Origin of the sequence: Kitasatospora sp. NPDC056273 (genome assembly GCF_042268845.1) — a bacterium.
In the GTDB taxonomy this organism is placed as follows: Bacteria; Actinomycetota; Actinomycetes; order Streptomycetales; family Streptomycetaceae; genus Kitasatospora.
In genome coordinates, this window is sequence record NZ_JBHJSJ010000005.1 from 203916 (window position 1) to 225487 (window position 21572).

At 74.4% G+C, this 21572-nt stretch carries 23 protein-coding genes; 9 read left to right on the plus strand and 14 right to left on the minus strand.

Features of this window, described 5'->3' with window-relative positions:
- Positions 1 to 13: 13 nt before the first annotated feature.
- Positions 14 to 553 (minus strand): hypothetical protein, encoded by a 540-nt coding sequence (locus ACFCY1_RS06875; RefSeq protein ID WP_375873798.1) that lies wholly within the window; start codon positions 551 to 553, stop codon positions 14 to 16.
- A 403-nt stretch (positions 554 to 956) separates the two neighbouring features.
- Between ACFCY1_RS06875 and ACFCY1_RS06880 the strand changes: the two genes are divergently transcribed.
- Complete coding sequence (locus tag ACFCY1_RS06880; protein WP_375873799.1) at positions 957 to 1070, plus strand: SHOCT domain-containing protein; 114 nt, start codon at positions 957 to 959, stop codon at positions 1068 to 1070.
- Positions 1071 to 1189: 119 nt separating this feature from the next.
- On the opposite strand, the gene ACFCY1_RS06885 is transcribed toward ACFCY1_RS06880, so the two are convergent.
- Positions 1190 to 1600, minus strand: coding sequence for an organic hydroperoxide resistance protein (locus ACFCY1_RS06885; RefSeq protein ID WP_375873800.1), 411 nt, complete (start codon positions 1598 to 1600; stop codon positions 1190 to 1192).
- Between the two features lie 218 nt (positions 1601 to 1818).
- Here ACFCY1_RS06885 and ACFCY1_RS06890 point away from each other — a divergent pair, with 218 nt between their 5' ends.
- The 3 genes from ACFCY1_RS06890 (at position 1819) to ACFCY1_RS06900 (ending at position 4025) form a co-directional block, all read left to right on the plus strand.
- The gene (locus ACFCY1_RS06890; protein WP_049658111.1) at positions 1819 to 2292 is read left to right on the plus strand and encodes a MarR family winged helix-turn-helix transcriptional regulator; all 474 of its coding nucleotides are present in this window, start codon (positions 1819 to 1821) and stop codon (positions 2290 to 2292) included.
- 324 nt (positions 2293 to 2616) lie between these two features.
- The gene (locus ACFCY1_RS06895) at positions 2617 to 3189 is read left to right on the plus strand and encodes an RNA polymerase sigma factor (RefSeq protein ID WP_049658113.1); all 573 of its coding nucleotides are present in this window, start codon (positions 2617 to 2619) and stop codon (positions 3187 to 3189) included.
- Positions 3186 to 4025: a hypothetical protein gene (locus ACFCY1_RS06900; RefSeq protein WP_375873801.1), complete on the plus strand. Its 840-nt coding sequence runs from the start codon at positions 3186 to 3188 to the stop codon at positions 4023 to 4025. Before ACFCY1_RS06895 ends, ACFCY1_RS06900 begins: the two co-directional genes overlap by 4 nt.
- A gap of 71 nt (positions 4026 to 4096) precedes the next feature.
- Here the strand turns inward: ACFCY1_RS06900 and ACFCY1_RS06905 are convergent, their stop codons facing one another.
- The 3 genes from ACFCY1_RS06905 to ACFCY1_RS06915 form a co-directional block, all read right to left on the minus strand.
- The gene (locus ACFCY1_RS06905; RefSeq protein WP_375873802.1) at positions 4097 to 4765 is read right to left on the minus strand and encodes a GAP family protein; all 669 of its coding nucleotides are present in this window, start codon (positions 4763 to 4765) and stop codon (positions 4097 to 4099) included.
- A gap of 232 nt (positions 4766 to 4997) precedes the next feature.
- Positions 4998 to 6410: an argininosuccinate synthase gene (argG, locus tag ACFCY1_RS06910; RefSeq protein ID WP_375873803.1), complete on the minus strand. Its 1413-nt coding sequence runs from the start codon at positions 6408 to 6410 to the stop codon at positions 4998 to 5000.
- Between the two features lie 212 nt (positions 6411 to 6622).
- Positions 6623 to 7282, minus strand: a complete 660-nt coding sequence (locus ACFCY1_RS06915) for a rhomboid-like protein (RefSeq protein ID WP_375873804.1) — start codon at positions 7280 to 7282, stop codon at positions 6623 to 6625.
- A gap of 241 nt (positions 7283 to 7523) precedes the next feature.
- Between ACFCY1_RS06915 and ACFCY1_RS06920 the strand changes: the two genes are divergently transcribed.
- The gene (locus ACFCY1_RS06920) at positions 7524 to 8345 is read left to right on the plus strand and encodes a rhomboid-like protein (protein WP_375873805.1); all 822 of its coding nucleotides are present in this window, start codon (positions 7524 to 7526) and stop codon (positions 8343 to 8345) included.
- Here ACFCY1_RS06920 and ACFCY1_RS06925 read toward each other — a convergent pair.
- From ACFCY1_RS06925 to ACFCY1_RS06965, 9 genes are all read right to left on the minus strand, one after another.
- Complete coding sequence (locus ACFCY1_RS06925; RefSeq protein WP_079272594.1) at positions 8306 to 9193, minus strand: YhjD/YihY/BrkB family envelope integrity protein; 888 nt, start codon at positions 9191 to 9193, stop codon at positions 8306 to 8308. The two genes, ACFCY1_RS06920 and ACFCY1_RS06925, sit on opposite strands and share 40 nt — an antisense overlap.
- Positions 9194 to 9467: 274 nt before the next feature.
- Positions 9468 to 9848 (minus strand): VOC family protein, encoded by a 381-nt coding sequence (locus ACFCY1_RS06930; RefSeq protein WP_049652838.1) that lies wholly within the window; start codon positions 9846 to 9848, stop codon positions 9468 to 9470.
- A gap of 101 nt (positions 9849 to 9949) precedes the next feature.
- Positions 9950 to 11107 carry a methyltransferase gene (locus ACFCY1_RS06935; RefSeq protein WP_375873806.1) on the minus strand — a complete coding sequence of 386 codons (1158 nt, stop codon included), beginning with the start codon at positions 11105 to 11107 and terminating at the stop codon, positions 9950 to 9952.
- A 283-nt stretch (positions 11108 to 11390) separates the two neighbouring features.
- Positions 11391 to 12293, minus strand: coding sequence for an STM4011 family radical SAM protein (locus ACFCY1_RS06940; protein WP_375873807.1), 903 nt, complete (start codon positions 12291 to 12293; stop codon positions 11391 to 11393).
- An 11-nt stretch (positions 12294 to 12304) separates the two neighbouring features.
- A complete protein-coding gene (locus tag ACFCY1_RS06945) occupies positions 12305 to 13639 on the minus strand; it encodes an STM4012 family radical SAM protein (protein WP_375873808.1) in 1335 nt (444 codons plus the stop codon).
- Complete coding sequence (locus tag ACFCY1_RS06950; protein WP_375873868.1) at positions 13636 to 14478, minus strand: STM4013/SEN3800 family hydrolase; 843 nt, start codon at positions 14476 to 14478, stop codon at positions 13636 to 13638. The genes ACFCY1_RS06945 and ACFCY1_RS06950 overlap by 4 nt, the downstream gene beginning before the upstream one ends.
- Before the next feature lie 29 nt (positions 14479 to 14507).
- Positions 14508 to 15632 (minus strand): STM4014 family protein, encoded by a 1125-nt coding sequence (locus ACFCY1_RS06955; protein WP_375873809.1) that lies wholly within the window; start codon positions 15630 to 15632, stop codon positions 14508 to 14510.
- A gap of 16 nt (positions 15633 to 15648) precedes the next feature.
- A complete protein-coding gene (locus tag ACFCY1_RS06960) occupies positions 15649 to 16590 on the minus strand; it encodes an STM4015 family protein (protein ID WP_375873810.1) in 942 nt (313 codons plus the stop codon).
- 82 nt (positions 16591 to 16672) lie between these two features.
- Positions 16673 to 17650 carry an STM4015 family protein gene (locus ACFCY1_RS06965; protein ID WP_375873811.1) on the minus strand — a complete coding sequence of 326 codons (978 nt, stop codon included), beginning with the start codon at positions 17648 to 17650 and terminating at the stop codon, positions 16673 to 16675.
- 201 nt (positions 17651 to 17851) lie between these two features.
- On the opposite strand from ACFCY1_RS06965, the gene ACFCY1_RS06970 reads away from it, so the two are divergent.
- The 4 genes from ACFCY1_RS06970 to ACFCY1_RS06985 all read left to right on the plus strand — a co-directional run bounded on the left by ACFCY1_RS06970 (position 17852) and on the right by ACFCY1_RS06985 (position 21548).
- The gene (locus ACFCY1_RS06970; RefSeq protein ID WP_074004833.1) at positions 17852 to 18178 is read left to right on the plus strand and encodes a hypothetical protein; all 327 of its coding nucleotides are present in this window, start codon (positions 17852 to 17854) and stop codon (positions 18176 to 18178) included.
- 128 nt (positions 18179 to 18306) lie between these two features.
- Complete coding sequence (locus ACFCY1_RS06975) at positions 18307 to 19422, plus strand: DUF6745 domain-containing protein (protein ID WP_375873812.1); 1116 nt, start codon at positions 18307 to 18309, stop codon at positions 19420 to 19422.
- A gap of 114 nt (positions 19423 to 19536) precedes the next feature.
- Positions 19537 to 20334 (plus strand): MerR family transcriptional regulator, encoded by a 798-nt coding sequence (locus tag ACFCY1_RS06980; protein WP_375873813.1) that lies wholly within the window; start codon positions 19537 to 19539, stop codon positions 20332 to 20334.
- On the plus strand, positions 20331 to 21548 hold the full coding sequence (locus ACFCY1_RS06985) for a glycosyltransferase (RefSeq protein ID WP_375873814.1): 1218 nt from the start codon (positions 20331 to 20333) through the stop codon (positions 21546 to 21548). Before ACFCY1_RS06980 ends, ACFCY1_RS06985 begins: the two co-directional genes overlap by 4 nt.
- Positions 21549 to 21572: the final 24 nt, after the last annotated feature.

The window sequence follows — 21572 nt, forward strand, 5'->3', positions numbered from 1 at the left end:
GGGGCGCCCGGGGCTACGGTTCGTGGGGCGCGAAGGAAGCGGTGATCGGGCCGCGGGGGGCGTACCCGCCGCGTGCGTCGACCGGGGTGAGCAGGCCGCGGGGGCCCTGCGAGCCGTACGGGTTGTGCGGGTCGCGTGGGGCGTGTGGGCCGTGCGGGTTGGAACGCTGGAACCAGATCGCCCGGCGGTACGGGCCGATGTGGGCCGGGTCGGCCACGTACAGGTCGTCGCGTGGGGCGCGCTCGTTGCCCGGGGCGAGCGCCGCGTCCACGGCGCGGTCGGCGATCGCGCGCAGCAGTGCGGTGGCGGTGGCCTCGGCGGCCGCCGGCGCGATGGCGAGGGCCGTGAGCTCGGCCCAGAGCGCGGTGGCGACGTAGCCGATCGGGGAGTGGCCGAGCGCCGGGTGGGGGCGCGGGTCCGGGTGGCGCCGCAGCACCCCGGCGGCGACGAGCTGCTCGGGGGAGCGGTCGTCCTCCGGCGGGTGGAAGGCTATGGGCGGCTGGTGAGCCGTGGGCCGCTGGGGGTGGAACGCGGGCGGCGGGTGGTGGGTCACCAGTGGCACGCTACCCCGGTGGGGCCCGGGAACGGTTGCCGGAACGTTTTCTCAGCCCACCCTCACACCGCTTTCACCACCGGCGGGAGCACGATGGTGGTAGGCGCTGCTCACCTCGGCGGGCCCCGAAGGGGCCGGAGGAGGAGGTCCTGATGAGGTACTGGCACGGGCACGGCCACTACGTGGGTGGCTGGGGCTGATGGCGTTCGGGACGCTGATGTTCCTGGTGATCGTCGTCCTGCTCGCCGTGGCCCTGTTCCGCTACGTAGCGCGCTCGCGGCAGCCGATCCCGCCCGGGCGGGCGGCACCCGGCGCCGGTGGATCCGGGGTGGGCGGTCCGCACGGCTGGGGCCCGGTGGGGCAAGGGGGCCAAGGGGGTCAGGGAGGTCAGGGAGGTCAGGGGGTGTCCCCGGAGCAGTTGCTCGCGGAGCGGTTCGCGCGGGGTGAGATCGACGCGGAGGAGTACCGGCACCGACTGGACACGCTGCGTTCGGCGAACGGGCCGGGAGGCGACTGAGCCCAGGGGTGACGGACCGGGGCCGCCGCAGTTCGCGTGCGGCGGGCCCGGTCCGTCGGTGGGGCGGTCGGAGGCCGCTCGGGGTGCTCTTCCCCCGGGGCGCTCCTTCTCGGGGGTGCTTACTCGACGACCAGCTCGACCGGGATGTTGCCCCGGGTGGCACGGGAGTACGGGCACACCTGGTGCGCCTGCTTGACCAGCAGCTCGCCGGTCTCGCCCGCGAGGGACTCGGGCAGCTCGACGCGCAGCACGACGGCGAGGGCGAAGCCGGCCTCGTCGTTGCCGATGGACACCTCGGCGGTCACCGAGACCTCGCTGGTGTCCACCCGGGCCTGGCGGCCGACCAGGCCGAGGGCGCTGGCGAAGCAGGCGGCGTAGCCGGCGGCGAAGAGCTGCTCCGGGTTGGTGCCCTGGCCGCTGCCACCGAGCGCGGGCGGCATGGCCAGCGCGAGGTCCAGCTGTCCGTCGGAGCTGACGGCGCGGCCCTCCCGGCCGTTGGCGGTGGCGGCTGCGGTGTAGAGCGCGTCCATGGTGGCTTCCCCTTCGGGTCCTGGGTGTTCCTGCGGTCGGTTGTCCGGGCGGTCGCCGGCCCGGCGTGCTGGGCGGCGGCCGCCCGGTCGTTGGTGCGTTGGTGCGGTGGTGCGGTGGTGCGGTGGTGCGGTGGTGCGGTGGTGCGGTGCGACAAGTAGAGCACGCAATTCAATTGTGCACAACTAAATGGCGCGATGGTGATCAGTACCATGGGTTCATGACGACTCACCCCGGCATGGCGGACGAGGAGCTGCTCCGCCTCGACCAGCAGATCTGCTTCTCGCTCAACGCGGCCTCCCGCGCCTTCGGCGGCGTGTACCGGGTGCTGCTGCGGGACCTCGGGCTGACCTATCCGCAGTACCTGGTCATGCTGGTGCTGTGGGAGGAGGGCGAGCTGCCCGTCAAGCGGATCGGTGAGCGGCTGCGGCTGGACTCCGGGACGCTCTCCCCGCTGCTCAAGCGCCTGGAGGCGGCCGGGCTGGTGCGCCGCGAGCGGAGCCCGGAGGACGAGCGGTCGGTCACCGTCCGCCTGACCCCCGAGGGGTCGGCGCTGCGAGAGCGGGCCGGGCAGGTTCCGCGTCGACTGCTCGCGGCGACCGGGCTGCCGGTCGAGGACCTGGTCGCACTGCGCGGGCTGCTGGAGCGGGTGACCGCCACGCTGGATGCGGCGGAGGTGGAGCCGGCGCCGTAGGGGGCGTGACCCGCTGGGGGCGGGGGGCGCTGCGCGGAGTGGGATCCGCAGGGTTGCGGGGATGGTGCGGGTGGTGCCGTGGGGCTTGTCAAGCGACGCCCTCGCGCACTGTGATCTGGGTCACGTTGCGAGTCTTCCGGTTGGGTGCGCGAGGGTGAAGCGGCAGGTCAGCCGCACTGTTCAAAAGTGAACGGAAACGTTCGGCAATTGTCTGCCCGATCCGGTCAACATCCCGGACCTCCCGGACGGTTACACCACGAGCCCCAAGGGGCCGTCGGCGTGCCACCAGGCGGGCCGGCCAGCCGACCACGAAAGGGGGGTCGCGTGAGCACTCCCGGGCCGGGCGAGGAGCGGGGTCTGCGAGCCGACCCGCTCGGCGACCTGCCGAACGACTTCGAGGCCTTCTTCACCCGCGAGAACTCCGGCTACCTCCGCTACGCCCAGCAGCGCCTGCGGCACCGTGAGGATGCCCAGGACGCCGTCCAGAACGCGGGCACCACGCTCTACAAGAACTGGCGCCGGGCCCTGGCCAGCCCCGATCCGCAGGCCTTCGCCTTCAAGATCGTCAAGGACGCGGTGGTGGACGTCATGCGCGAGCGCCGGCGCACCGAACGCAAGCGGCTGCGGGTGATCGCCCAGCGCCGCCCCGACACCAGCCAGGACGAGCTGAACGAACTCGCCGAGCTGGACGCCCTGGACTGGGCGATGGAGGAACTCGCGCGGGCCGCACCCGTCCAGGCCGACGTGGTCCGGCTGCGCCAGGCGGGGCTGTCGTACCACGACATCGGACGGTCCCTCGGCATCGCGCACACCACTGCCCGCACCTACTACAGCCTCGGGCGGCGTCACCTGGAGTACCTCCTGGAGCACCAGGACGACGGCGGGGCGCAGACATGAGGGTCGTGGACCTGCTGCGCGCGCACGCCGTCGAGCTGGAGCGGGAGTTCGACGACCATGATCCGGTGGACTTCACCCGCCGACTGGCCGAGCGGCTCGCCGCTGCCCGGCGGACCGCCCCGGCGCTGCGCGAACGCCCCGCCAGGCCGCCCGCCGGGGCCCGGCCACCGCACGCTCCGCTTTCGGGGCCGAGCCCGGGAGCGGCAGCGGGGGCGGGTTCAGGGCTCGGCGCGGGAGCGGGGGCCGGAGCCGGTCCCGGCCTGCGGTCGGGCTCCGGTTCGGGGGCGGGATCCGGTCCAGGCTCGGGGTCCGGTCCGGGGTCGGTGCCGGGGCAGTCCCGGTGGGCCGGGGGACGGGCGGAGCTGCGGCGCGACCTGCGGCACCTGTGCGCGGGGGTGGCGGGCGCGGTCGAGCCGGGGGAGCTGGCCCTGGACCTCGAACTCGCCGAGAAGACCGCCTTCCGGACCCTCGGCTGCCTGCTGTACGGCATGGGACGTGCGGCGGACGGCGTCTTCTGGTGGCGGATAGCCGCCCAGTACGGGGACCAGCTGGCCGTGCACTGCCTGGCCGTGCACTACACCGCCGAGGGCGAACGGTGCGACGCGGCCCGCTGGGCCGCCCAGGCCCAGGACCTCAGCGCCCCGGGCCGGCTGCCGGAGCTGGCGCCCGACGTCCGGCCGGGCGGGGCGGCGGAGCTGGCGCGGGTGCTGGCGGAGCGCTATGACGGCGAGATCCTGCTGACGGTACGGGAGGCGGTGGCGGCGCGGCCGACGGCCGACCCCGGGCGGTTGGGGGTCCGGGCCGTGCGGGGGCGGGGGGTGGTACGGATCCGGTGACGGGGATGGGGCGGGTAGGGAAGCGGGCCGGCCCGAGGGGTGGGCCGGTCGGGGTCGGGTAGGCGGGGGGCTCACATGAGCCCGGAGACGGCGTCGCCCAGGTACTCGGCGCCGAGTAGCAGCGGGACGGTGATCATGATCGCCGCGCTGTGCGTGGCCGTCCAGGCGCGCCACTCGCCGAGGGTGCGTCGTGCCTGGACGCTTCCCCGGAGGTGCGCCGCGAGCGGCAGCAGGGTGCCCAGCGAACCGAGCAGCACCATCAGGGCGGCGGCCACCGCCTTCTCCCCGCCGCCGGTCGGCGCGGCGGCGATGGAGGCGGCGCCGCCGACGGCCGGGACCAGGGTCTTCGGGTGGGCGATGACCAGGACCACGGCGAGACCGGCGGACCGGGCGGCGGTCAGCCGGTCGATCGAGAGCAGCCAGGCCGGTGGCGCGGTCACCCGGCCGGGTCGCGGTCGTTCGCGCCACTGCCGGGCGGCCAGCAGGACGAGTACGGTGCCGAGGGCGAGCTTCAGCCAGGACGACCAGGTCGGTGTGGTGCGGGCGGGGTTCAACGCGGTGCCCGCGGCCACGACGGCGGCCGACACCGCGGCGAGGCCGAGCAGCCAGCCGGCCGTGAAGGCGAGCCCGTTGGCCCGGCCGCGCGGTGAGGCGAGGACCAGCAGGACGGCGATCAGCGGCAGCGGGCTGAGCGCGACCGCCACTGCGGAGGCCAGCATCGGGCCGATCGCTTCACCCATCCCCGGACTTGCCTTCCCGTCGCCGGGTGCCGTCCGCCATTCAGCTCCCGTCGGGCGGGCGGCGCACGGCCGGTGCCGCCGTTGGAGTGAGGGCGGGGCGGGGCGGAGCCCGGACGGGGAGCGGTGGCGGGTGCCGGGGCCGGGAGGCGGGGGCGGAGCGGAGGCGCCGGGAGAGCGGCCGAGGGCCGCCGCACCGCTGGGGTGCGACGGCCCTCCGTGGGCGTGAGGTGCGTCAGTCGGTGCCGGACTCGAGCGCCGCGTGGTCGAGCGCGTTCGGGTCCTCCTCGTCACCGTTGCCGGCGGCGATGGGAGCCGCGCCGCCCGGGGCGAGCTCGCCGATCAGGCCGCTCCACGGCGCCAGCTGGCCGTGCACCGCGTACTGCTCCAGCTTGCTGCGCGAGTCGGCGATGTCGAGGTTGCGCATGGTCAGCTGGCCGATGCGGTCGTCGGGGACGAACGCGGCGTCGACGCTGCGCTCCATCGACAGCTTCTCGGGGTGGTAGCTGAAGTTGGGGCCCTGGGTGTCGATGACCGAGTAGTCCTGGCCGCGCCGCAGCCGCAGGGTGACGCTGCCGGTGACCGGGTGGCCGATCCACCGCTGAATGCTGTCCCGGAGCATCAGCGACTGCGGGTCGAACCAGCGGCCCTCGTACAGCAGCCGGCCGAGCCGCCGTCCCTGGGTGTGGTACGTGGCGATGGTGTCCTCGTTGTGGATGGCGTTGAGCAGCCGCTCGTAGGCGATGTGCAGCAGCGCCATGCCGGGGGCCTCGTAGATGCCGCGGCTCTTGGCCTCGATGATGCGGTTCTCGATCTGGTCCGACATGCCCAGACCGTGCCGGCCACCGATGGTGTTGGCCTCGTGGACCAGGTCGACGGCGCTGGCGAACTCCTGGCCGTTGATCCGGACCGGGCGGCCGAACTCGAACTCGATGGTGACGTCCTCGGTCTGGATCTCGACCGCCGGGTCCCAGAAGGCCACGCCCATGATCGGGCTGACGATCTCCAGGGAGGCGTCCAGGTACTCCAGCCGCTTGGCCTCGTGGGTGGCGCCCCAGATGTTGGCGTCGGTGGAGTAGGCCTTCTCGGCGGAGTCCCGGTACGGCAGGTCCCGCTCGGCGAGCCACTCGGACATCTCCTTGCGGCCGCCGAGCTGGTCGACGAACGCCTGGTCCAGCCACGGCTTGTAGATCCGCAGGTTGGGGTTGGCGAGCAGGCCGTAGCGGTAGAACCGCTCGATGTCGTTGCCCTTGTAGGTGGAGCCGTCGCCCCAGATGGAGACGCCGTCCTCCTGCATGGCGCGCACCAGCAGCGTGCCGGTCACGGCGCGGCCGAGCGGGGTGGTGTTGAAGTACGTCTGCCCGGCGGAGCGGATGTGGAAGGCACCGCAGGCGAGGGCGGCCAGGCCCTCCTCGACCAGCGCGGCCCGGCAGTCCACCAGTCGGGCCTGCTCGGCGCCGTACGCGCGGCCCCGGGCCGGGACGTCGGCGAGGTTCGGCTCGTCGTACTGGCCGATGTCGGCCGTGTAGGCGTAGGGGAAGGCACCGTGTTCGCGCATCCACGCTACGGCGACGGAGGTGTCCAACCCACCGGAGAATGCGATGCCGATCCGTTCACCGACCGGCAGCTTGCTCAAGACCTTCGACATGGATGCACCCTTGACCCGCGTGAGCGGGCCCCTGATCTAGCGATGTGTGACGGGATTCGGCGTAATCGATCCGATGCCCGAACTCTGGCATAGATTTGCAGAGTAATGCAAGAGCATACGGAGCCCTGGGTGGCGACGAAGGTTCTCCCGGCTGCTGCGAGTCGACCGGCCCGTTGGTCAACTTGCTTGACTGGACGGGTGGTTGGGGTGGATCAGGAGGCCGTGGCGGGCGCTCGGGTGCGCATCCAGACGGTGCGGGAGGCGAGGGCGCCCAGCCCGAGGGCGACGAGGTGGCCGGCGTCGGCCAGCTGCTGGTCCAGCGCCCAGGCGCCGGCGAGGGCCAGAGCGAGCGCCGGCAGGCCGTAACGGCGCAGCGGGCGCGGGCCGAGCGCGAGGAGGCAGGCGCCGGTGGCGACCAGGCCGTAGCTGATGCCCACGTCCCGGGCGCGGGAGAGTGCGCCGGGGATGCGGGCGGTCAGCATCACCCACATGGCGCCCTCGGTGAGCAGCGTGGCGCCCAGGTGCCCGAAGACGAAGACCGCACCGGCCCGGGCCGGACCCCAGCGCCACTCGGCCAGGCCCAGGACGGCGGCGACCGCCGCGATCCCCGCCCAGGCCGGAACCCCGTCGACCACCAGGCCGCTGGTGAACAGGGTCCACCACTTGCCCACTTCCATGTGATGGACGTTGCTGCTGTTGTGCCGGACGAACCGGGCCCGCTCGGCATGGCCCTGGCTCGCCAGCCAGGAGGCCGTCACGGTCAGCAGCAGGACGTACGCCGTGGTGAGGCGCAGGCGGACGGCGGCTCTCAGCGCCGGGTGCCGGAGAGCGGCGGGGCCGGTCGGTGTCCTCGTCGCGAGGCGATCGCTCATCGTGCCTGGTGCCCTTGCTCGGCGGTTCCCGGTACCGGCCCCGCCCGGTGCGTGGAGGGGAGGCCGCGACCGGGACGGTCCGAGCGCCAGCGTACGCGAGCGCCGTGGAGGCCGTCGGGGCCGGCGGCGGGGCGTGTGAGGTGGGCGGATTCCCGCGGGCTGCACAGGGACGGCGGGTGGCGGGTGGCGGCGAGGTCGGGCGGGGGCGAGGGTGAGGGGGAGGAGTGTCGAGGAGGCGCCGATGGCCGGCAGCACAGCCAGGGGCGCCAGGGCGCACCGGCGGCCCTGGTGGGCGCGTGCCGTCCACGCGGTGTGGGCCTATGTCCGGCGCGCGCCCGGTACCTACACCTGGCTGGCGGTCCTGCTCGTCACCACGCAGGTGATCCGGCACGTCGATCCGGCGACCGCGGACCGCATCCTGGAGCGGCGTTCGACCAACCTCCACCACCTCCAGGTGTCGCCGGTGCGTGTCCTGGTCACCAGCGCCCTGTGGATCGCGGGCGGCGGCTGGCCGTTCTACTTCCTGCTGTACAACCTCTTCCATGTGCCCGCCGAACGATGGCTCGGCACGTTGCGCTGGATCTCGGTGGCGGCGCTCGCGCACGTCGGCGCCACCTATCTCAGCGAGGGCGTGCTCGGCTGGGCGATCCACCGGGGGCTGGCCTCGCCGAGGGCCCTCTACACCCTGGACTACGGCGTCAGTTACGCGCTGGCCGGCGTGGTCGCGGTCCTCACCTACCTGATCGTGCGTCCCTGGCGGTACCTGTACGCGGTGGGAGTGCTGGTGGTCTACGGACTGGGCGTGCAGCAGAGCCGGGACTACACGAGCATCGGCCACTTCAGCGCGGCGCTGATCGGGTTCGCCTGCTACCCGCTGACCCGGGACCGCCCGGGCTCCTTCGACCCGGTCGCCTCGGTCCGTGCGGGCTGTCGGCGGGTGCGCGGGCGGTCGGGTCGTCCGACGCCGTCGGCGCGTTCGTCGGTGTGGCGGGTGTGGCGGGTGACCAGTGCCGGGGCGGCTGGTCAGGTTCCGCGCCGTTCGGGGCCGGTCGGCCCCAGGTAGGCGCTGAGCGGCCTCTCCTGGGCCAGTACCGCGCCGGCCGTGATGGCGAAGGTGACGGCGATGCAGAAGGCGATCAGCCAGGACAGCACCATCAGCACCAGGCCCAGCGAGCCGTACTGGGCCAGTGAGCGGTTCAGTGCGATCGGCATGTAGATCCGGGCGGTCAGCGACATCGCGGTGGACGCGATGGCGGTGAGCAGTGCTCCCGGCACCAGGGACAACCAACGGATCCGTGCGCTCAGCAGCAGGCGGGCGGTCCACCACCAGACCAGGAAGGAGGCCGTGAAGGTCAGTGGCAGGCCCAGCCAGAGCCCGGCGCCGAAGCCGTTCCGCAGCACGCCCTGGAACAGCAGCACGACCACCCAGCAGGCGATCCACAGCAGCCACCGCCAGGCCGCGACCCGGGTGCCGGACTTCGGCAGCTGCCAGGCGTGTTCGCAGACCCGGGCGACCGCCCGGCTGCAGCTCGTGCCGGACAGCAGTGCCATCAGCAGGCCGATGATCCCCGTGGTCTGCCGCAGGTCGCCGGGGCTGTACAGCGCCTGGCGCAGTTGCTCGGCGGAGGCGCCGGAGATGCCGAACAGCGAGCGCAGTGAGGAGTTCATCTGGTTCCGCACGCCCTCGGGGGCGAAGGCGGCCACGGCGAACAGGAGGGGGATGGAGGTCAGGAACAGCTGGGAGGCCATCCGGGTGGCGGAGTCCAGTAGGCCGGGGGAGAACAGGCGGGCGGTCAGCTCGGTGATCACCGGGAAGCGCCGCTCGGCCTCACTCCGTGCCCGCACGACCCGCATGCGGGCCAGGAGCAGCTGTTCCTTCCGGCGGCCGCGGGTGCCCCTCGGCAATCTCATCCCTCGGTCCTCCCGCATCCGGGCGGCGGTCCGCACCAGTCAAGGCGAGGCGGTGGCGGGCCGCCACCGGAGCGAGGCGTCCGGAGCGGCCGCGACTCGGGGGCGGCCGCTCCATCGGCGTGGCCGTTCTTCATGTTCGGGTGGGTCCAGCCTGGGATGGCCACCTGGCACCTGCCGCCGCTGCCCGGTCCGCTCCGTACGAGCGGGCCGGGCAGCGGCGCCGTGTCCGACGGGTGCGGTGCAGCGCTTGACGGGTGGGCCGGGTGCGGGACGGCTACTGGCCGACCCGCTGGGACACGCAGACGATGTTGCCTTCGCTGTCCTTGAACCAGGCCGCGCGCATGCCCTCGCCCTCGGCGACCCCGTTGACGGTCTGCAGACCGGGGAAGTCGTACTCCTCGAAGGTGATGCCGCGGTCGCGGAGGCCGGCCATCTCGCCGTCGAGGTCGGCGACCTTGAAACTGGCGAGGGTGTGGGCGGCCTGTCCGCCGCTGGGAGTGCGGTAGACGGTGAACTGGGTGCCGCCACAGTCGCAGACGAACTCCTCCTCACCTTCCTCGGCGAGCTTGAGGCCGAGGGTGTCGGTGTAGAAGGCCTTGGCGCGGGCGAGATCGGTGGCGGGGATGACTGCTTGCAGCGGAGCGTCTCCAAGCATGGTGTTTCGCCTCCTCTCTGTCACCAGGCTAGGGACGTGCGGGCCGGGTCGCCCGGTGGGCGCAGGGCTGCTTCGGGCTGTGTGCGGCAGGTCGCCGGGAGTCATGCGGGGGCTAGCCTCCAGAGCGAGGTGACCTCTGCGGCGCGGGCGGTGTGGAGGAGGGGGTCGGCCCGGTCGGGGGTGGTGGCCCTCGGGTGGCGGGGGACGGTGTCGAGGCGCCCGGTGACGCGCAGCCCGGCTCCGGAGACGGCACCGAGCAGATCGGCGCGGGAGCGCAGGCCGAGGTGTTCGGCGAGATCGGAGAGGACGAGCCAGCCCTCGCCGCCGGGCAGCAGACGGTCGGCCAGGCCGTCGAGGAAGCCGCGGAGCATGCGGCTGCCCGGGTCGTAGACGCCCTCGTCGAGCGCGGAGCTCGGCCGGCCGGGCAGCCACGGGGGATTGCAGACGACCAGGGCGGCCCGGCCGCGGCCGGGAGGGTAGAGGCCGGTGCCGGCGGTCTCGATGCGGTCGGCGAGACCGAGCCGGTGGGCGTTGTCGCGGGCGCAGGCGAGGGCGCGCGGATTGGCGTCGGTGACCAGGACCTCGTGCAGGCCGCGCCGGGCGAGGAGCACGGCGAGCACACCCGTGCCGGTGCCGAGGTCGTAGGCGGTGGGGTGGTCATGGGCGGCCGGCGGCAGCGGCGCCCGGGCGACGAGGTCGACGTACTCGCCGCGGACGGGTGAGAAGACCCCGTAGTGCGGGTGGATGCGGGCGCCGAGGGCCGGGACCTCGACGCCCCTGGCGCGCCACTGGTGGGCGCCGATCACACCCAGGAGCTCGCGCAGGGACACGATTCTGTTGTCAAGGAGCGGTCCGTAGGCCGCCCAGCAGGCCTCGCGGACGTCGGGCGCCCGGTGGAGCCGGACGCGGTGATCCGCGCCGAGCGGTACCAGCAGCATGCCCAGGACGCGCGCGAGGCGGGCGCGCTCCCGGCGGTGCTGCCGGAAGGCCTCGGCCGGGGAGCCGGGGGCGGATCGGGGCCGGCGCCGCTCGGCGCGGCGGCGCATGGCGTGCAGGAGGCGGAGCGCGCCGGGGTAGTCGCCCTGCCAGAGCAGGGCGGTGCCCTCGCAGGCCGACCGGTAGGCGGCCTCGGCGCGCAGGGTGTCGTCGGCGGCGATCAGGCGGCGCGGCGGGGGCGTGCCGTTCTCGCTGTGCCAGGGTGCGGGCAGGGCGGAGGTGGTGGGCAGGGTGACGATGCTTGGCCGGTGGGTGTCGGACACCAGGGGTTCCTCGTGGTCGAACGTGCAAGGGGCACGAAGAGCACTTCGACGAGGAGGCGAGCAGCAGGCGCGTCGGGCCGTGGCGCCGCCGGGACGGCGGGCGCGGGCGTCAGGCCGGGTGCGGCTCGCGCGTCGAAGCGCGAGCCGGGGTGTCACCGAGCACGAGGCCCGGCACGACGGCGAGCCGTATGCCACTGATCATCTGAGGGCCTCCCTTCCGAACCAGCTGGTCCTGCGCGGTTGTTCGTACGCTTTCACACAGAGTGGCCGACTGGCAACCGATTTATGACCGGCCCCCGGACCAGCCGTGCGGCACGCGCTCCAGCACACCCGCGCCGAACAGCTCGTACAGCGGCAGCGTCTCCAGGTGGACGTAGCCGATGTGGCAGTCGCAGACCGGCAACGGGCAGGCTCGCGGCAGCAGTTGCGCGCGGTAGCTGCCGTCGTAGAGGTTGCCGAGGACGTCCCGGACGAAGTGGCAGCGGCGCACGGTGCCGTCGCCGTCCACCGACAGCACGGACTCCCCGGTGCGGCACGGCAGCCCGGCGCTGGGGTGGGCGTGCCGGCTGTAGCCGAAGTGCGGGTCGACGGCGGCCCATTGGGCGGCCTCGGCGTCGGTGTAGGCGAGGCCCTCGGCGGCGTTGACCCACAGGTAGACGCCTTCGGGGAGCTCGGCGCGCAGCCGGCGGGCCTCGGCGAGGTGCTCGGGTTGGCCGACGACGCCGACGCTGTAGCGCACGCCGAGTGCGTCCAACTCCTGGCACTTGGCGAGGAAGCGCTCGCGGCTGACCTGGCCGGGATGGAAGGTGACCCAGAGGGCGAGGGTGTCGAGGTCCGCCTCGGCGAGCCAGCCCGTGCGGCAGCTGAGGTTGGTCTGGATCGCGACCCGGCGGACGTGCGGCAGGCGGCTCAGCTCGACCAGCGCGCGGCGGTACCAGGACCGCACCAGCCCCTCGCCCCAGGGCGTGAACAGCAGCGACAGGGTGTCGCCGGTGCCCGCGCGCCCGGCGGCCCAGCCGGTGAAGCGCTCCAACGCGGCCCGGTCGGACCGCAGTTGCTCCGGGCTGTCGCGCCGCTTGGCGAACGGGCAGTACGGGCAGTCGTAGTCGCAGGAGGCGAGCGGGCCGCGGTAGAGCAGGGTGAGGCTCCGCGCCCCGTCCTCCGGCAGCGGTGAGGCGGAAGGCATGCCGAGGAAGGTCATTTCGCCTCGTACGCCGCCATCAGGGCCCGGACCTCGGGCGAGAACAGCATCGGCCCGGCGGCGTCCGAGTGCGCCAGCCCCTCCGGGCTGAGCCGCAGGAACTCCGCGTCGCCGTCGTCGAGCCATCCGCGCTCCGCGAACTCGGCCAGCTCCGCCGGGAAGTCCTCGGCCGGTGAACCGCCGAACCGGGCGCGGTAGTCCGCCAAGGGCAGGCCCTCGGCCTGGAGCAGCGACTGCACCAGGTGCCGCCGGCGCGGCTCCGCGCCGCCCATCCGGTGGCCCACCTCGGCACGGTGGAAGTCCTCGGTGGCGACGTAGTCGTCGATGATGCCGCGCACCTCGGTGGCGTTCACCGCGTAGTCGAAGGAGTAGTGCAGCTGGGAGGTGTAGGAGCGGGCGCCGCAGCCCAGGCCGACCATGCCGTCGGTCTGGCAGGCGTACTCGCCCGCGCCGGCCTGCGGGGAGGCGGCGCGACGGAACATCCGCATCGACACCTGCTGGTAGCCGTGGGCGAGCAGGTGGTCGCGGCCGGCCCGGTAGAGCGCGAGCCGGCGCGCGTCCCAGGCGGCCCGGCTCTCCTGCTCGCCGCGCCGGGCCAGGCCGGTCAGCGGGCGGACGTACAGCGGGTAGAGGTACAGCTCCTCGGGCTGCCAGGCGAGCGCGGTGTCCAACGAGCGGAGCCAGCTCGCCTCGGTCTGGCCCTCGATGCCGTAGATGAGGTCGATGTTGAGCACCGGGAACCCGGCCGCGCGGATCCGGCCGAGGGCGGCCTCCACCTCGGACCGCTTCTGCGGGCGGACGGCGGAGCGCGCCTCGGCGTCGTCGAAGGACTGCACGCCCAGGCTCAGCCGGGTGGTGCCCCGGGCGGCCAGCACCTCCAGCCGGTCGGCGGTCGCGGTGGCGGGCGAGGCCTCCACCGAGAGGGGTATCGCCCGCAGGTCGGCGCCCATCCGCCGCTCGGCGATGTCGCACAGCCGCTCCAGCTCACCGGCCGTCAGATAGGTGGGCGTGCCGCCGCCGAACGCGGCCAGCGCGAACCGGGCGCCCCCGTCCAGCGCCGCGCGCACCGCCGTGGCCTGGCGCTCCAGGGCGTCCAGGTAGGCCGTGGTCAGGCCCTCGGGGCTGCCGATCCGGGTGAACAGGTTGCAGAAGCCGCAGCGGACCTCGCAGAACGGGATGTGCAGGTAGAGCGAGAGCGCGTGCTGCGCCTCGCCGGCCCACAGCTCGCGCAGCGGCGGGCGCTCGGGCAGCGGGCGGTAGGCCGTCTTGTGCGGGTACGCGTAGACGTACGACTGGTACGGCGAGTCCGGGCGAGGGGGTGCGGTGGTCATGCGCGCTCCTCGGAGGTCGTGGCGCTGCCCGCCGCTCGGGCGGGGAGGGTGAAGTGCGCGTACGGGACCGACCAGACCACCTCGTGGCCGATCCGGTGGCCGGTGTAGCCGTCCTCGCCGTAGGCGGTGCCGTGGTCGGAGCAGACGATCGCGAAGCAGGGGCGGCGGGCGCTCATCGCGGCGAACAGCCGGCCGATGTGCGCGTCCACGTACTCCAGGGCCGCGGCGTGGGTGGCCCGGGAGTCCCCGTGCTCGCGGGTGGCTCCGGGCAGGTGGAACCAGTTCGGCTGGTGCAGCGCCGAGACGTTCAGGAAGAGGAACAGCGGCTGGTCGGCGGACTGTTCGGCGGCGACCCGCTCGGCCCGGGCGACCTGCTCCTCGAAGGACGTCGGCGAGGCCACGCCCAACCCGGGCGCCCAGTGGCTCTCCTGGAAGAGGCCCGGCAGCACCGAGCCCAGCGGGCCCTGCTTGTTGAAGAACCCGACACCGCCGATGCACACCGTGCGGTACCCGGCCGCGGCCAGGGCCGTCGGCAGGTCGGGGGCGTCGAAGACCCAGGTGCGCGGGGCGGTGCTCTCGGAACCGGCGAAGCGGGCCGCGAACAGGCGCGGGTGCGGGCCGTCCGGGGAGGCGGGCGTCGGCAGGAAGCCGGCCAGGATCGCCTGGTGGGAGGCGTAGGTGAAGCTGCCGGGCGCGTGCCGGTGCTCCCAGCGGCCGCCGGGGAGGACGGCGGCGAGGTTCGGGATGCGGCCGGCGGCGGCCAGCTCCTCGGCGACGTCGAGGCGGAGCGTGTCGAGGGTGACGAGCAGCAGGTCGTGGCTGCCCACGACGGCGTTCATGTCGGGGGACGGGAGGGTGGTCGGGTGGTTCATCGAGCGGGTTCCGTGATCTGGTGGTCCGTCGCCGCGGGCGACGACGGGGAGGGGGCGGTCAGCGCGGCCAGTTGGGCGCCGTAGGTGTCGAGGCCCTCGGCGGGGCCGCCGGGCAGGCCGGTGAGGTTGGGGAGCAGGTCGCCGAAGGCGTTCACCTCGCCGACCAGGGCGCGCCGCCAGCCGGTCGTGGGCAGCACGTCGACGCCGACCATCGGTGAGCCGGGGAAGCAGGCCGCCGCGCGCTCGGCCGTCTCCAGCAGGGCCGGCCAGGCCGGCCCGGCGGCCTCCCGGGCCTGGTCGAGGCTGCCGCGGGCGCCGCCGAGGTGCAGGTTGGTCATCGGCTGGCCGCTGGTGCGCACCACGGCGTGGGTGGCGCGGCCGGAGACCACCACGACCCGCAGGTCCGCCGAGCGCCCGGACTGCGAGGCCTTCGGGATCCACTGCTCGACGTGCAGCCCGTCCGGTGCCAGGCCGTCGACGATCGCGGCGACCTCCCGCTCGCCGCGGTAGCGGCGCACCCGCAGCGAGTTGTGGAGCCGGCCGTCGGCCAGCTCCACCGAGGTGGTGGCCTGCAGCTGCCCGCGCGGTCCGAACTCCAGGGCCATCACCCCGGAGGCGGAGGAGCCGTGCGCCGGCTTGACGAAGACCCGGTGCAGGCCGGCCTCGGCGAGGCGCCCGCGCAGGTGCTCCCAGCCGGTGACCTCGCCGCCGAGCGCCCTGGGCACCGGCACCCCGGCCCCGGCGAGCAGCGCGTGGGTACGGCGCTTGTCGAACATCACGGCGACCTCCTCCGGATCGCCGAGCAGCCGTACGCCGGGCCGGGCGGCCAGCCCGCGCAGCGCGGCCATGACCCCCGCGTACCAGACGGCCGTGCCCTCGACCCTGGTCGGGGCGTAGCCGGGGCCGAGCGCCTGGCCGCGCAGCAGCCGGTCGACCTCCGGCTCCTCGCCGGGCGACTCGATGCGCAGCAGACCGCCCTCGGGCAGCCGGTACCGGCCGCGCAGCACGTCCAGCCAGGGCAGGACGGCGGGCTCGGGCAGCCCGGCGGCCCGGGCGGCGGCCGCGAACAGCGTCACCCGTCGGTGCCCCGGGTTGCCCAGGACGGTCAGTCGCACGGTCATCGCCTCCGCCGCCCGCCTACTCGGAGACCGAGACGTAGCGGTCGTCCTCGTCGTCCGGGTCGTCACCCTCGGCCTCGTCGAGGTCGACCCCGACCCCGGGCAGGGCCTCGGACAGACGCTCCTGCATCGCGTCGCTCAGGTAGTGGTGGTGCAGGTCGAGGGAGTTCAGGTGGGTGAGGGGCTGGCCCTCCAGCAGGGCGGTGGCGCCCTCGTCCGTCAGCACGCCCATGGAGAGGTCGAGCGACTCCAACCGGGCGACTATCGGGGCGTGGGCGAGGGCGGCGGCGATCTCGTCCTGGAACTCGCTGTTGGACAGCCCGAGGTGGCGCAGCTCCGGCAGCCGGGAGCCGTCCAGGAACGGCGCCAGGTCGTCCATCGTGGCGTCACCGCCGTACTCGTCCACGCCGAGCCAGAGGTCCAGACGCTCCAGTGCGGGCAGCTCGGAGGCGGCCACCGCGCGCACCACGGTGGCCGGCAGGCCGCCGGACTCGAAGCGCAGGCTGGTCAGGGCGTCATGACGGACCGGATCCAGGCCGAGGTCCGTACCGCCGCGCACGGCCAGCGACTTCAGCGCGGGGAAGGCGGCCAGCAGCGGGGTGACATCGTCCATCACCAGCCAGGAGACCTCGCACTCGTCGTAGGTCACCTCGGCGAGGAACAGCGCCTCCAGGGCGGGCAGGCGCCCGGCCTCGGCCGTGAGGGCCTCGATCACCGGGCCGACGGAGCCGTAGCCCTCGGCCCCGTTCCACCAGGGACCGATCACCAGGGCACGGACGCTCGCCGGATCGACGTCCTGGAGGAAGGACTGCCAGAGCTGGGCGAAGTCCTGCTCGGAGCGGTACGCGAGGGCGAGCCGCCAGGCGACGCTGTCGGCGGCGGGCCGCGGCCGGGTGTCGTCGGGGGCGAACTCGTGGATCGGCAGCTCGTGGAAGCGTTCGATGTGGCGGGAGATGGACATATCGGATCCTGGTCGGTCGGGGTGGGCGAGTACGCGGGCTGTCGGGCTGTCGGGCGATCAGGCGGGCGCGGGGCGTTGACGACTACTCGGCCACGGCCACGTAGCGCCACTGGTCGTCGGGCTTGCCGGGCTCGGAGAGGTCGACCTCGACACCGGCCAGGGCCTGGCGCAGGCGCTGCTGCATCTCCTCGGTGAGGTAGTGGTGGTGCAGGTCGAGGGAGTTCAGGTGGGTGAGGGGCTGGCCCTCCAGCAGGGCGGTGGCGCCCTGGTCGGTCAGCACGCCCATGGAGAGGCTGAGCGACTCCAGCCGGGCGACGACGGGCGCGTGTGCCACGGCGGCCGCGATGTCGTCCTGGAACTCGCTGTTCTGGAGGCCGAGGTGGCGCAGCTTGGGAAAGCGGGTGCCGTCCAGGAACAGCGCGACGTCGGCCATCGTCGCGTCGCCGCCGTAGTTGTCCACGCCCAGCCAGAGCTCCAGCCGCTCCAGGGCGGGGAAGTCACAGCCGGCCACCGAGCGCACGACCGAACCCGGCAGGCCGCCGGCCTCGAAGCGCAGCGCCTCGAGGGCCTCGTGCCGCAGCGGCTTCAGGGCCAGACCGCCCTTGCCGTCCCAGTCCTGCGAGGCGCCGCGGACCACCAGCTCGGCCAGCCGCGGGAAGGCCGTCAGCAGCGGCGTGATGTCGCACTGCTGGATCCAGGAGATCTCGCACTCCTCGAAGGTGATGTCGCCGACGAACAGGGCGCGCAGGGCGGGCAGCCGGCCGGCGGCGGCGACGATCGCCTCCATCGGCTCCTGGAAGCCCTCCGGCTCCTCCGGGGACCACTGGCCGATCACCAGGGCGGTGACCCGCTCGGTGTCGACGGCGCCGAGGAACTGCTCCCAGCGTTCGGCGAACGTCGCCTCGGACTCGTAGTCGAGCTTGACCCGCCAGGCGGCCGAGGCCGCGTCCGGCAGTTCGAGGGCGCCCGATCCGCCCTTCTCCTCGGCCTCCTCCAAGGCCTCCACGAAGTCGAAGACGGGAAGGCCGTGGAACCGCTCGATGTGGTCGTTGACAGTCATGCGCTGCTCCTCTGGGGTCTGGGCCGAACAACTGTCTACCAGCCGGGACTGACAATCCGGCGGCCGGGTCGCCGTCCGGGCGCGTTGTCAGACCCTTGCTCTATGTTCGGGTCCTGGCTCCGGAGAGTGACCGCGGCGGACGCGGCGGAGCCATGGGTTCCGGCGTCCGCCGGAGCCCCTCCGTACGGCGAGGGAGGACTGATGTACCGCCAGGGCGATGTGCTGATCGTGCCGGTAGAGGAGGGCGCGGTGCCGCCGAGGGTGGTGGAGCTGGCCGTGCAGCCCCGGGACGCGCGGGGCCGGATGGTGCTCGCGCTCGGCGAGGTCACCGGGCACGCGCACGCCGTGGTCGGCCCCGGCGTGCTGCGCCGGGAGACCGGGCCGTTCGGCGCGGGCTGGCTGCACCTGCCCGAGGGCGGCCGGGTGGTGCACGAGGAGCACGCGGCGATACCGCTGCCCAAGGGCTGGTACCGGGTGGTCCGCCAGCGCGAGTACGTGCCGGGTGCGGTGCGGATGGTCGCGGACTGACGACCGCTCCGCCCGCCGTACGGGGGTCGGCGGGCGGGTGCGGACACGAGGGCGGAGCGCGGCCGTGGCCGCGGCACGGAACGGGAACGGACGGCCGGGCGGGGAGCCCGGCCGGGAACGGAGCAGGGATGGAGACGGTGATCCACGACGAGGTCCACGGCGACCGGGCGCAGGCGCGGGAGCTGCCCGGGCCGGTCGAGGTGACGGCCCGCTGGCGGGCGGCCGCGGCGGCCACCGGACCGGGCGACCGGGCGGCGGCCGAGCGCGCCGTCCGGGCCGCCTACCGGGCGGCCGGGCTGCCCGAGCCCGCGGCGATCCGGTGGTTCGGCTCGCCGCTCGCCGCGACCGGGGCGGCGCTGGAGCTGCGGGCCGCCGGGGCGGAGAGCGTGCGCGAGGCCGTGCGCACCAAGCCCTGGGAGGAGGCCAGGCGGCGGGCCGTCGAGCAGGTCGGCGCCGCCGGGTGGGCGGGCCACTGGGCGCTCACCGGGGGCGAGCTCGGCCCGGTCACCACCCCGCTCGCCGACCGGCTGCGCAACGCGGTGCTCGACCGGCTCGCCCCCGAGGCCGACCGGGAGGCCGACGCCGCCGTGGCCGAGGAGGCCCGGGCCCGTCGCACCACCGTCCGGCTCGCCCTGCTGGACGCCGTGCGCGGCCAGCACGACGCGCCGTGGTTCGCCGCCTTCGAGGCCGCCGGGGCGAGCGCCGCCGCCGCACCACTGGCCGAGCTGGCCCGGGAGGTCGGCTGGTGGTGGCCGTACCGGGACGTGGCCCTGCTCAGCGAACGGCCGACCGGCCTGCACCGCGACGAGGCCGGGCGGCTCGACCGGGCGGACGGGCCCGCCCTGGAGTACGCCGACGGCTTCGCCCTGCACGCCTGGCGCGGCATGCCCGTCCCGCCGGAGTTCCTGGCCGGCCTGGCCGAGGTGACGGCCGAGCGGATCCGCACCGAGGAGAACGCCGAGCTGCGCCGCGTCCTGCTGGAGCACTACGGCTACGAGCGCTACCTGGCCGACTCCGGCGCCGAGCCCGTCCACCGGGACGAGACCGGCGTTCTCTGGCGGATCGTCCTGCCCGACGACGAGCCGGTGGTGATGGTCGAGGTGGTCAACTCCACGCCCGAGCCGGACGGCACCCACCGCACCTACTGGCTGCGCGTCCCCCCGAGCACCCGCACCGCGCGAGCCGGGGTCGCCTGGACCTTCGGCATACCCGAGACCGCCTACCACCCGCAGCGCGAGACCTGACCGAGGACGCCGTCCGGCATCCGGAGCAGGCCCCTGAGCTGCGCGTGTTGACCCTTACCCCACGTCAGGCCGCACGGTGGGGCGCAGTGAACGCACGGATGATCGGAGGGACGCATGAGCTGGTCGGTGGGCCAGGTCTCCGGCTTCGCCGGGGTCACGATCCGGACCCTGCACTACTACGACCGGTCCGGGCTGCTCACGCCCAGTGAGCGAAGCCCGGCCGGCTACCGGCTCTACAACGGCGCGGACCTCGCCAGGCTCCAGCAGATCCTGTTCTACCGGGAACTCGGCTTCCCGCTCGACGAGATCGCCGACATCCTGGCGGACCCGCAGGCCAACGCCCTCGACCACCTGCTGGCGAGACGACACGCCCTCACCGAGCAGATCGCCCGGCTGCAGAAGCTGGTCGACGTCGCCGAGCGGGCCATCGAGGTCCAGCGCACCGGGGTCGAGCTGAGTCCGGAGGAGCGCTTCGAGGTCTTCGGGGACGTCGTCTTCGACCTCAGCTACGCGGCCGACGCCCACCTCAAGTGGGGCGAGCGGGACAGCCACCAGGAGGCCCTGGCCCGCGCCGCCACCCACTCCAAGGAGGACTGGCGGCAGCTGATGGCGGAGGCCGCGGAGTGGCGCGGCCGACTGCTGGAGGCCTTCGACCGGGCACTGCCGGTCGACCACCGGACGGTGCTGGACCTCGCCGAGCAGCACCGGCAGCACATCACCCGGTGGTTCACGCCCTGCCCGCCGGAGATGCACTGCCGGATCGCCGACGACTACGAGGCGGACGCCCGTGCCTTCGCCCTCGTCGTCCCGCCGGCCGAGCAGCGCCCGGGGTTGGCCGGCTACCTGCGTGCGGCGATCGGCGCCAACGCCGAGCGGCGCAGCGGGAGCGACCCCGAGGAGGCGGCCCGATGAGAATCCTCGTCACGGCCGCCGGATCGCACGGCGACGTCGCCCCCTACACCGGTCTCGGGGCGTACCTGCGCGGTGCGGGGCACGAGGTCGCGCTCGCGGCGCCCGAGACCTTCCGCGAGCTGGTGGCCGGCAGCGGCCTCGACTTCCGCCCGCTCCCGGTCGATCCGCGCGGGGCGGGCACCGGTCCGACGGGTGGGCGCTCCGAACTGCTCGCGCGGGCCGCGGCGTTCATCGGGAAACTGGGTGACGGGCTCGCGGACGCCGCCGCGCCCGGAGCCGATCTGCTCCTGCTGAGCACCACCACCGCGCCGCTGGGCTGGCACCTCGCGGAGGCGATGGGCGTCCCCAGCATCGGGGTCTACCTGCAACCCACGCTGCCGACACGGGAGTTCCCGCCGGTCGTCGGGGGCGGCCGCTCGCTGGGGAGCTGGGGCAACCGGGCGGCGGGCGCGCTCGGCCAACGGGTCGTCGACCGCCTGCACGCCGGGGCCGCACACCGGCTGCGGTCGCGGCTGGGCCTCCCGGCGCTCTCCCAGACCGCGCGCCGGCGGGCCGTGGAGCGGGCGCACTGGCCGGTGCTGCACGGCTTCAGCCCGACCCTCGTACCGCGCCCGGCCGACTGGCGGCAGGGGCTGCGGGTGGTCGGCAACTGGTGGCCGTACGTGGCGGAGGACTACGGCTTCCCGGCCGAGGTCGAGGACTTCCTGCGGGCAGGGCCGCCGCCGGTGTTCATCGGCTTCGGCAGCATGGCGGCGGGGCAGGGCGAGCGGCTGAGCGCCCTGGCGGTGGAGGCCCTGCGGCGGGCGGCAGTCCGGGGCGTGGTGCAGGCCGGCTGGGCCGGGATCGCCGGGGAGGGCGACGACGTGCTGACGGTCGGCGAACTGCCGCACGCCCGGCTCTTCCCGCGCATGGCGGCGGTCGTGCACCACGCGGGTGCGGGCACGGCGGCTGCGACGCTGCGCGCGGGTGTGCCGAGCGTCCCGGTCCCGGTGACGGCGGACCAGCCGTTCTGGGCCGACCGGCTCCGCCGGCTCGGTGCCGCCACCGCTCCCGTCCGGTTCGCCGACCTGACCGCCGACCGGCTGGCGCAGGCCATCCGTCAGGCCGTCGAGGAGCGGCGACTGCGGGAACGGGCGCAGGAGGCGGCCCGCGCCCTGGCGAAGGAGGACGGCGCGGGCCGGGTCGCGGAGGCGGTGGTGGCCTTGGGCGGGTAGTGGAGGAAGCGCGGACGGCCCGGC

Excerpts from the sequence above, each read along its gene's own strand:
- ACFCY1_RS06965 (WP_375873811.1), bottom strand. The coding sequence starts at position 17,650 with ATGACTGTCAACGACCACATCGAGCGGTTCCACGGCCTTCCCGTCTTC.
- ACFCY1_RS06885 (WP_375873800.1), bottom strand. The coding sequence starts at position 1,600 with ATGGACGCGCTCTACACCGCAGCCGCCACCGCCAACGGCCGGGAGGGC.
- ACFCY1_RS06905 (WP_375873802.1), bottom strand. The coding sequence starts at position 4,765 with ATGGGTGAAGCGATCGGCCCGATGCTGGCCTCCGCAGTGGCGGTCGCG.
- ACFCY1_RS06950 (WP_375873868.1), bottom strand. The coding sequence starts at position 14,478 with ATGAACGCCGTCGTGGGCAGCCACGACCTGCTGCTCGTCACCCTCGAC.
- ACFCY1_RS06945 (WP_375873808.1), bottom strand. The coding sequence starts at position 13,639 with ATGACCACCGCACCCCCTCGCCCGGACTCGCCGTACCAGTCGTACGTC.
- ACFCY1_RS06960 (WP_375873810.1), bottom strand. The coding sequence starts at position 16,590 with ATGTCCATCTCCCGCCACATCGAACGCTTCCACGAGCTGCCGATCCAC.
- ACFCY1_RS06900 (WP_375873801.1), top strand. The coding sequence starts at position 3,186 with ATGAGGGTCGTGGACCTGCTGCGCGCGCACGCCGTCGAGCTGGAGCGG.
- ACFCY1_RS06890 (WP_049658111.1), top strand. The coding sequence starts at position 1,819 with ATGACGACTCACCCCGGCATGGCGGACGAGGAGCTGCTCCGCCTCGAC.
- ACFCY1_RS06980 (WP_375873813.1), top strand. The coding sequence starts at position 19,537 with ATGAGCTGGTCGGTGGGCCAGGTCTCCGGCTTCGCCGGGGTCACGATC.
- ACFCY1_RS06940 (WP_375873807.1), bottom strand. The coding sequence starts at position 12,293 with ATGCCTTCCGCCTCACCGCTGCCGGAGGACGGGGCGCGGAGCCTCACC.
- ACFCY1_RS06915 (WP_375873804.1), bottom strand. The coding sequence starts at position 7,282 with ATGAGCGATCGCCTCGCGACGAGGACACCGACCGGCCCCGCCGCTCTC.
- ACFCY1_RS06970 (WP_074004833.1), top strand. The coding sequence starts at position 17,852 with ATGTACCGCCAGGGCGATGTGCTGATCGTGCCGGTAGAGGAGGGCGCG.
- ACFCY1_RS06975 (WP_375873812.1), top strand. The coding sequence starts at position 18,307 with ATGGAGACGGTGATCCACGACGAGGTCCACGGCGACCGGGCGCAGGCG.
- ACFCY1_RS06985 (WP_375873814.1), top strand. The coding sequence starts at position 20,331 with ATGAGAATCCTCGTCACGGCCGCCGGATCGCACGGCGACGTCGCCCCC.
- ACFCY1_RS06920 (WP_375873805.1), top strand. The coding sequence starts at position 7,524 with ATGGCCGGCAGCACAGCCAGGGGCGCCAGGGCGCACCGGCGGCCCTGG.
- argG (WP_375873803.1), bottom strand. The coding sequence starts at position 6,410 with ATGTCGAAGGTCTTGAGCAAGCTGCCGGTCGGTGAACGGATCGGCATC.
- ACFCY1_RS06925 (WP_079272594.1), bottom strand. The coding sequence starts at position 9,193 with ATGAGATTGCCGAGGGGCACCCGCGGCCGCCGGAAGGAACAGCTGCTC.
- ACFCY1_RS06930 (WP_049652838.1), bottom strand. The coding sequence starts at position 9,848 with ATGCTTGGAGACGCTCCGCTGCAAGCAGTCATCCCCGCCACCGATCTC.
- ACFCY1_RS06955 (WP_375873809.1), bottom strand. The coding sequence starts at position 15,632 with ATGACCGTGCGACTGACCGTCCTGGGCAACCCGGGGCACCGACGGGTG.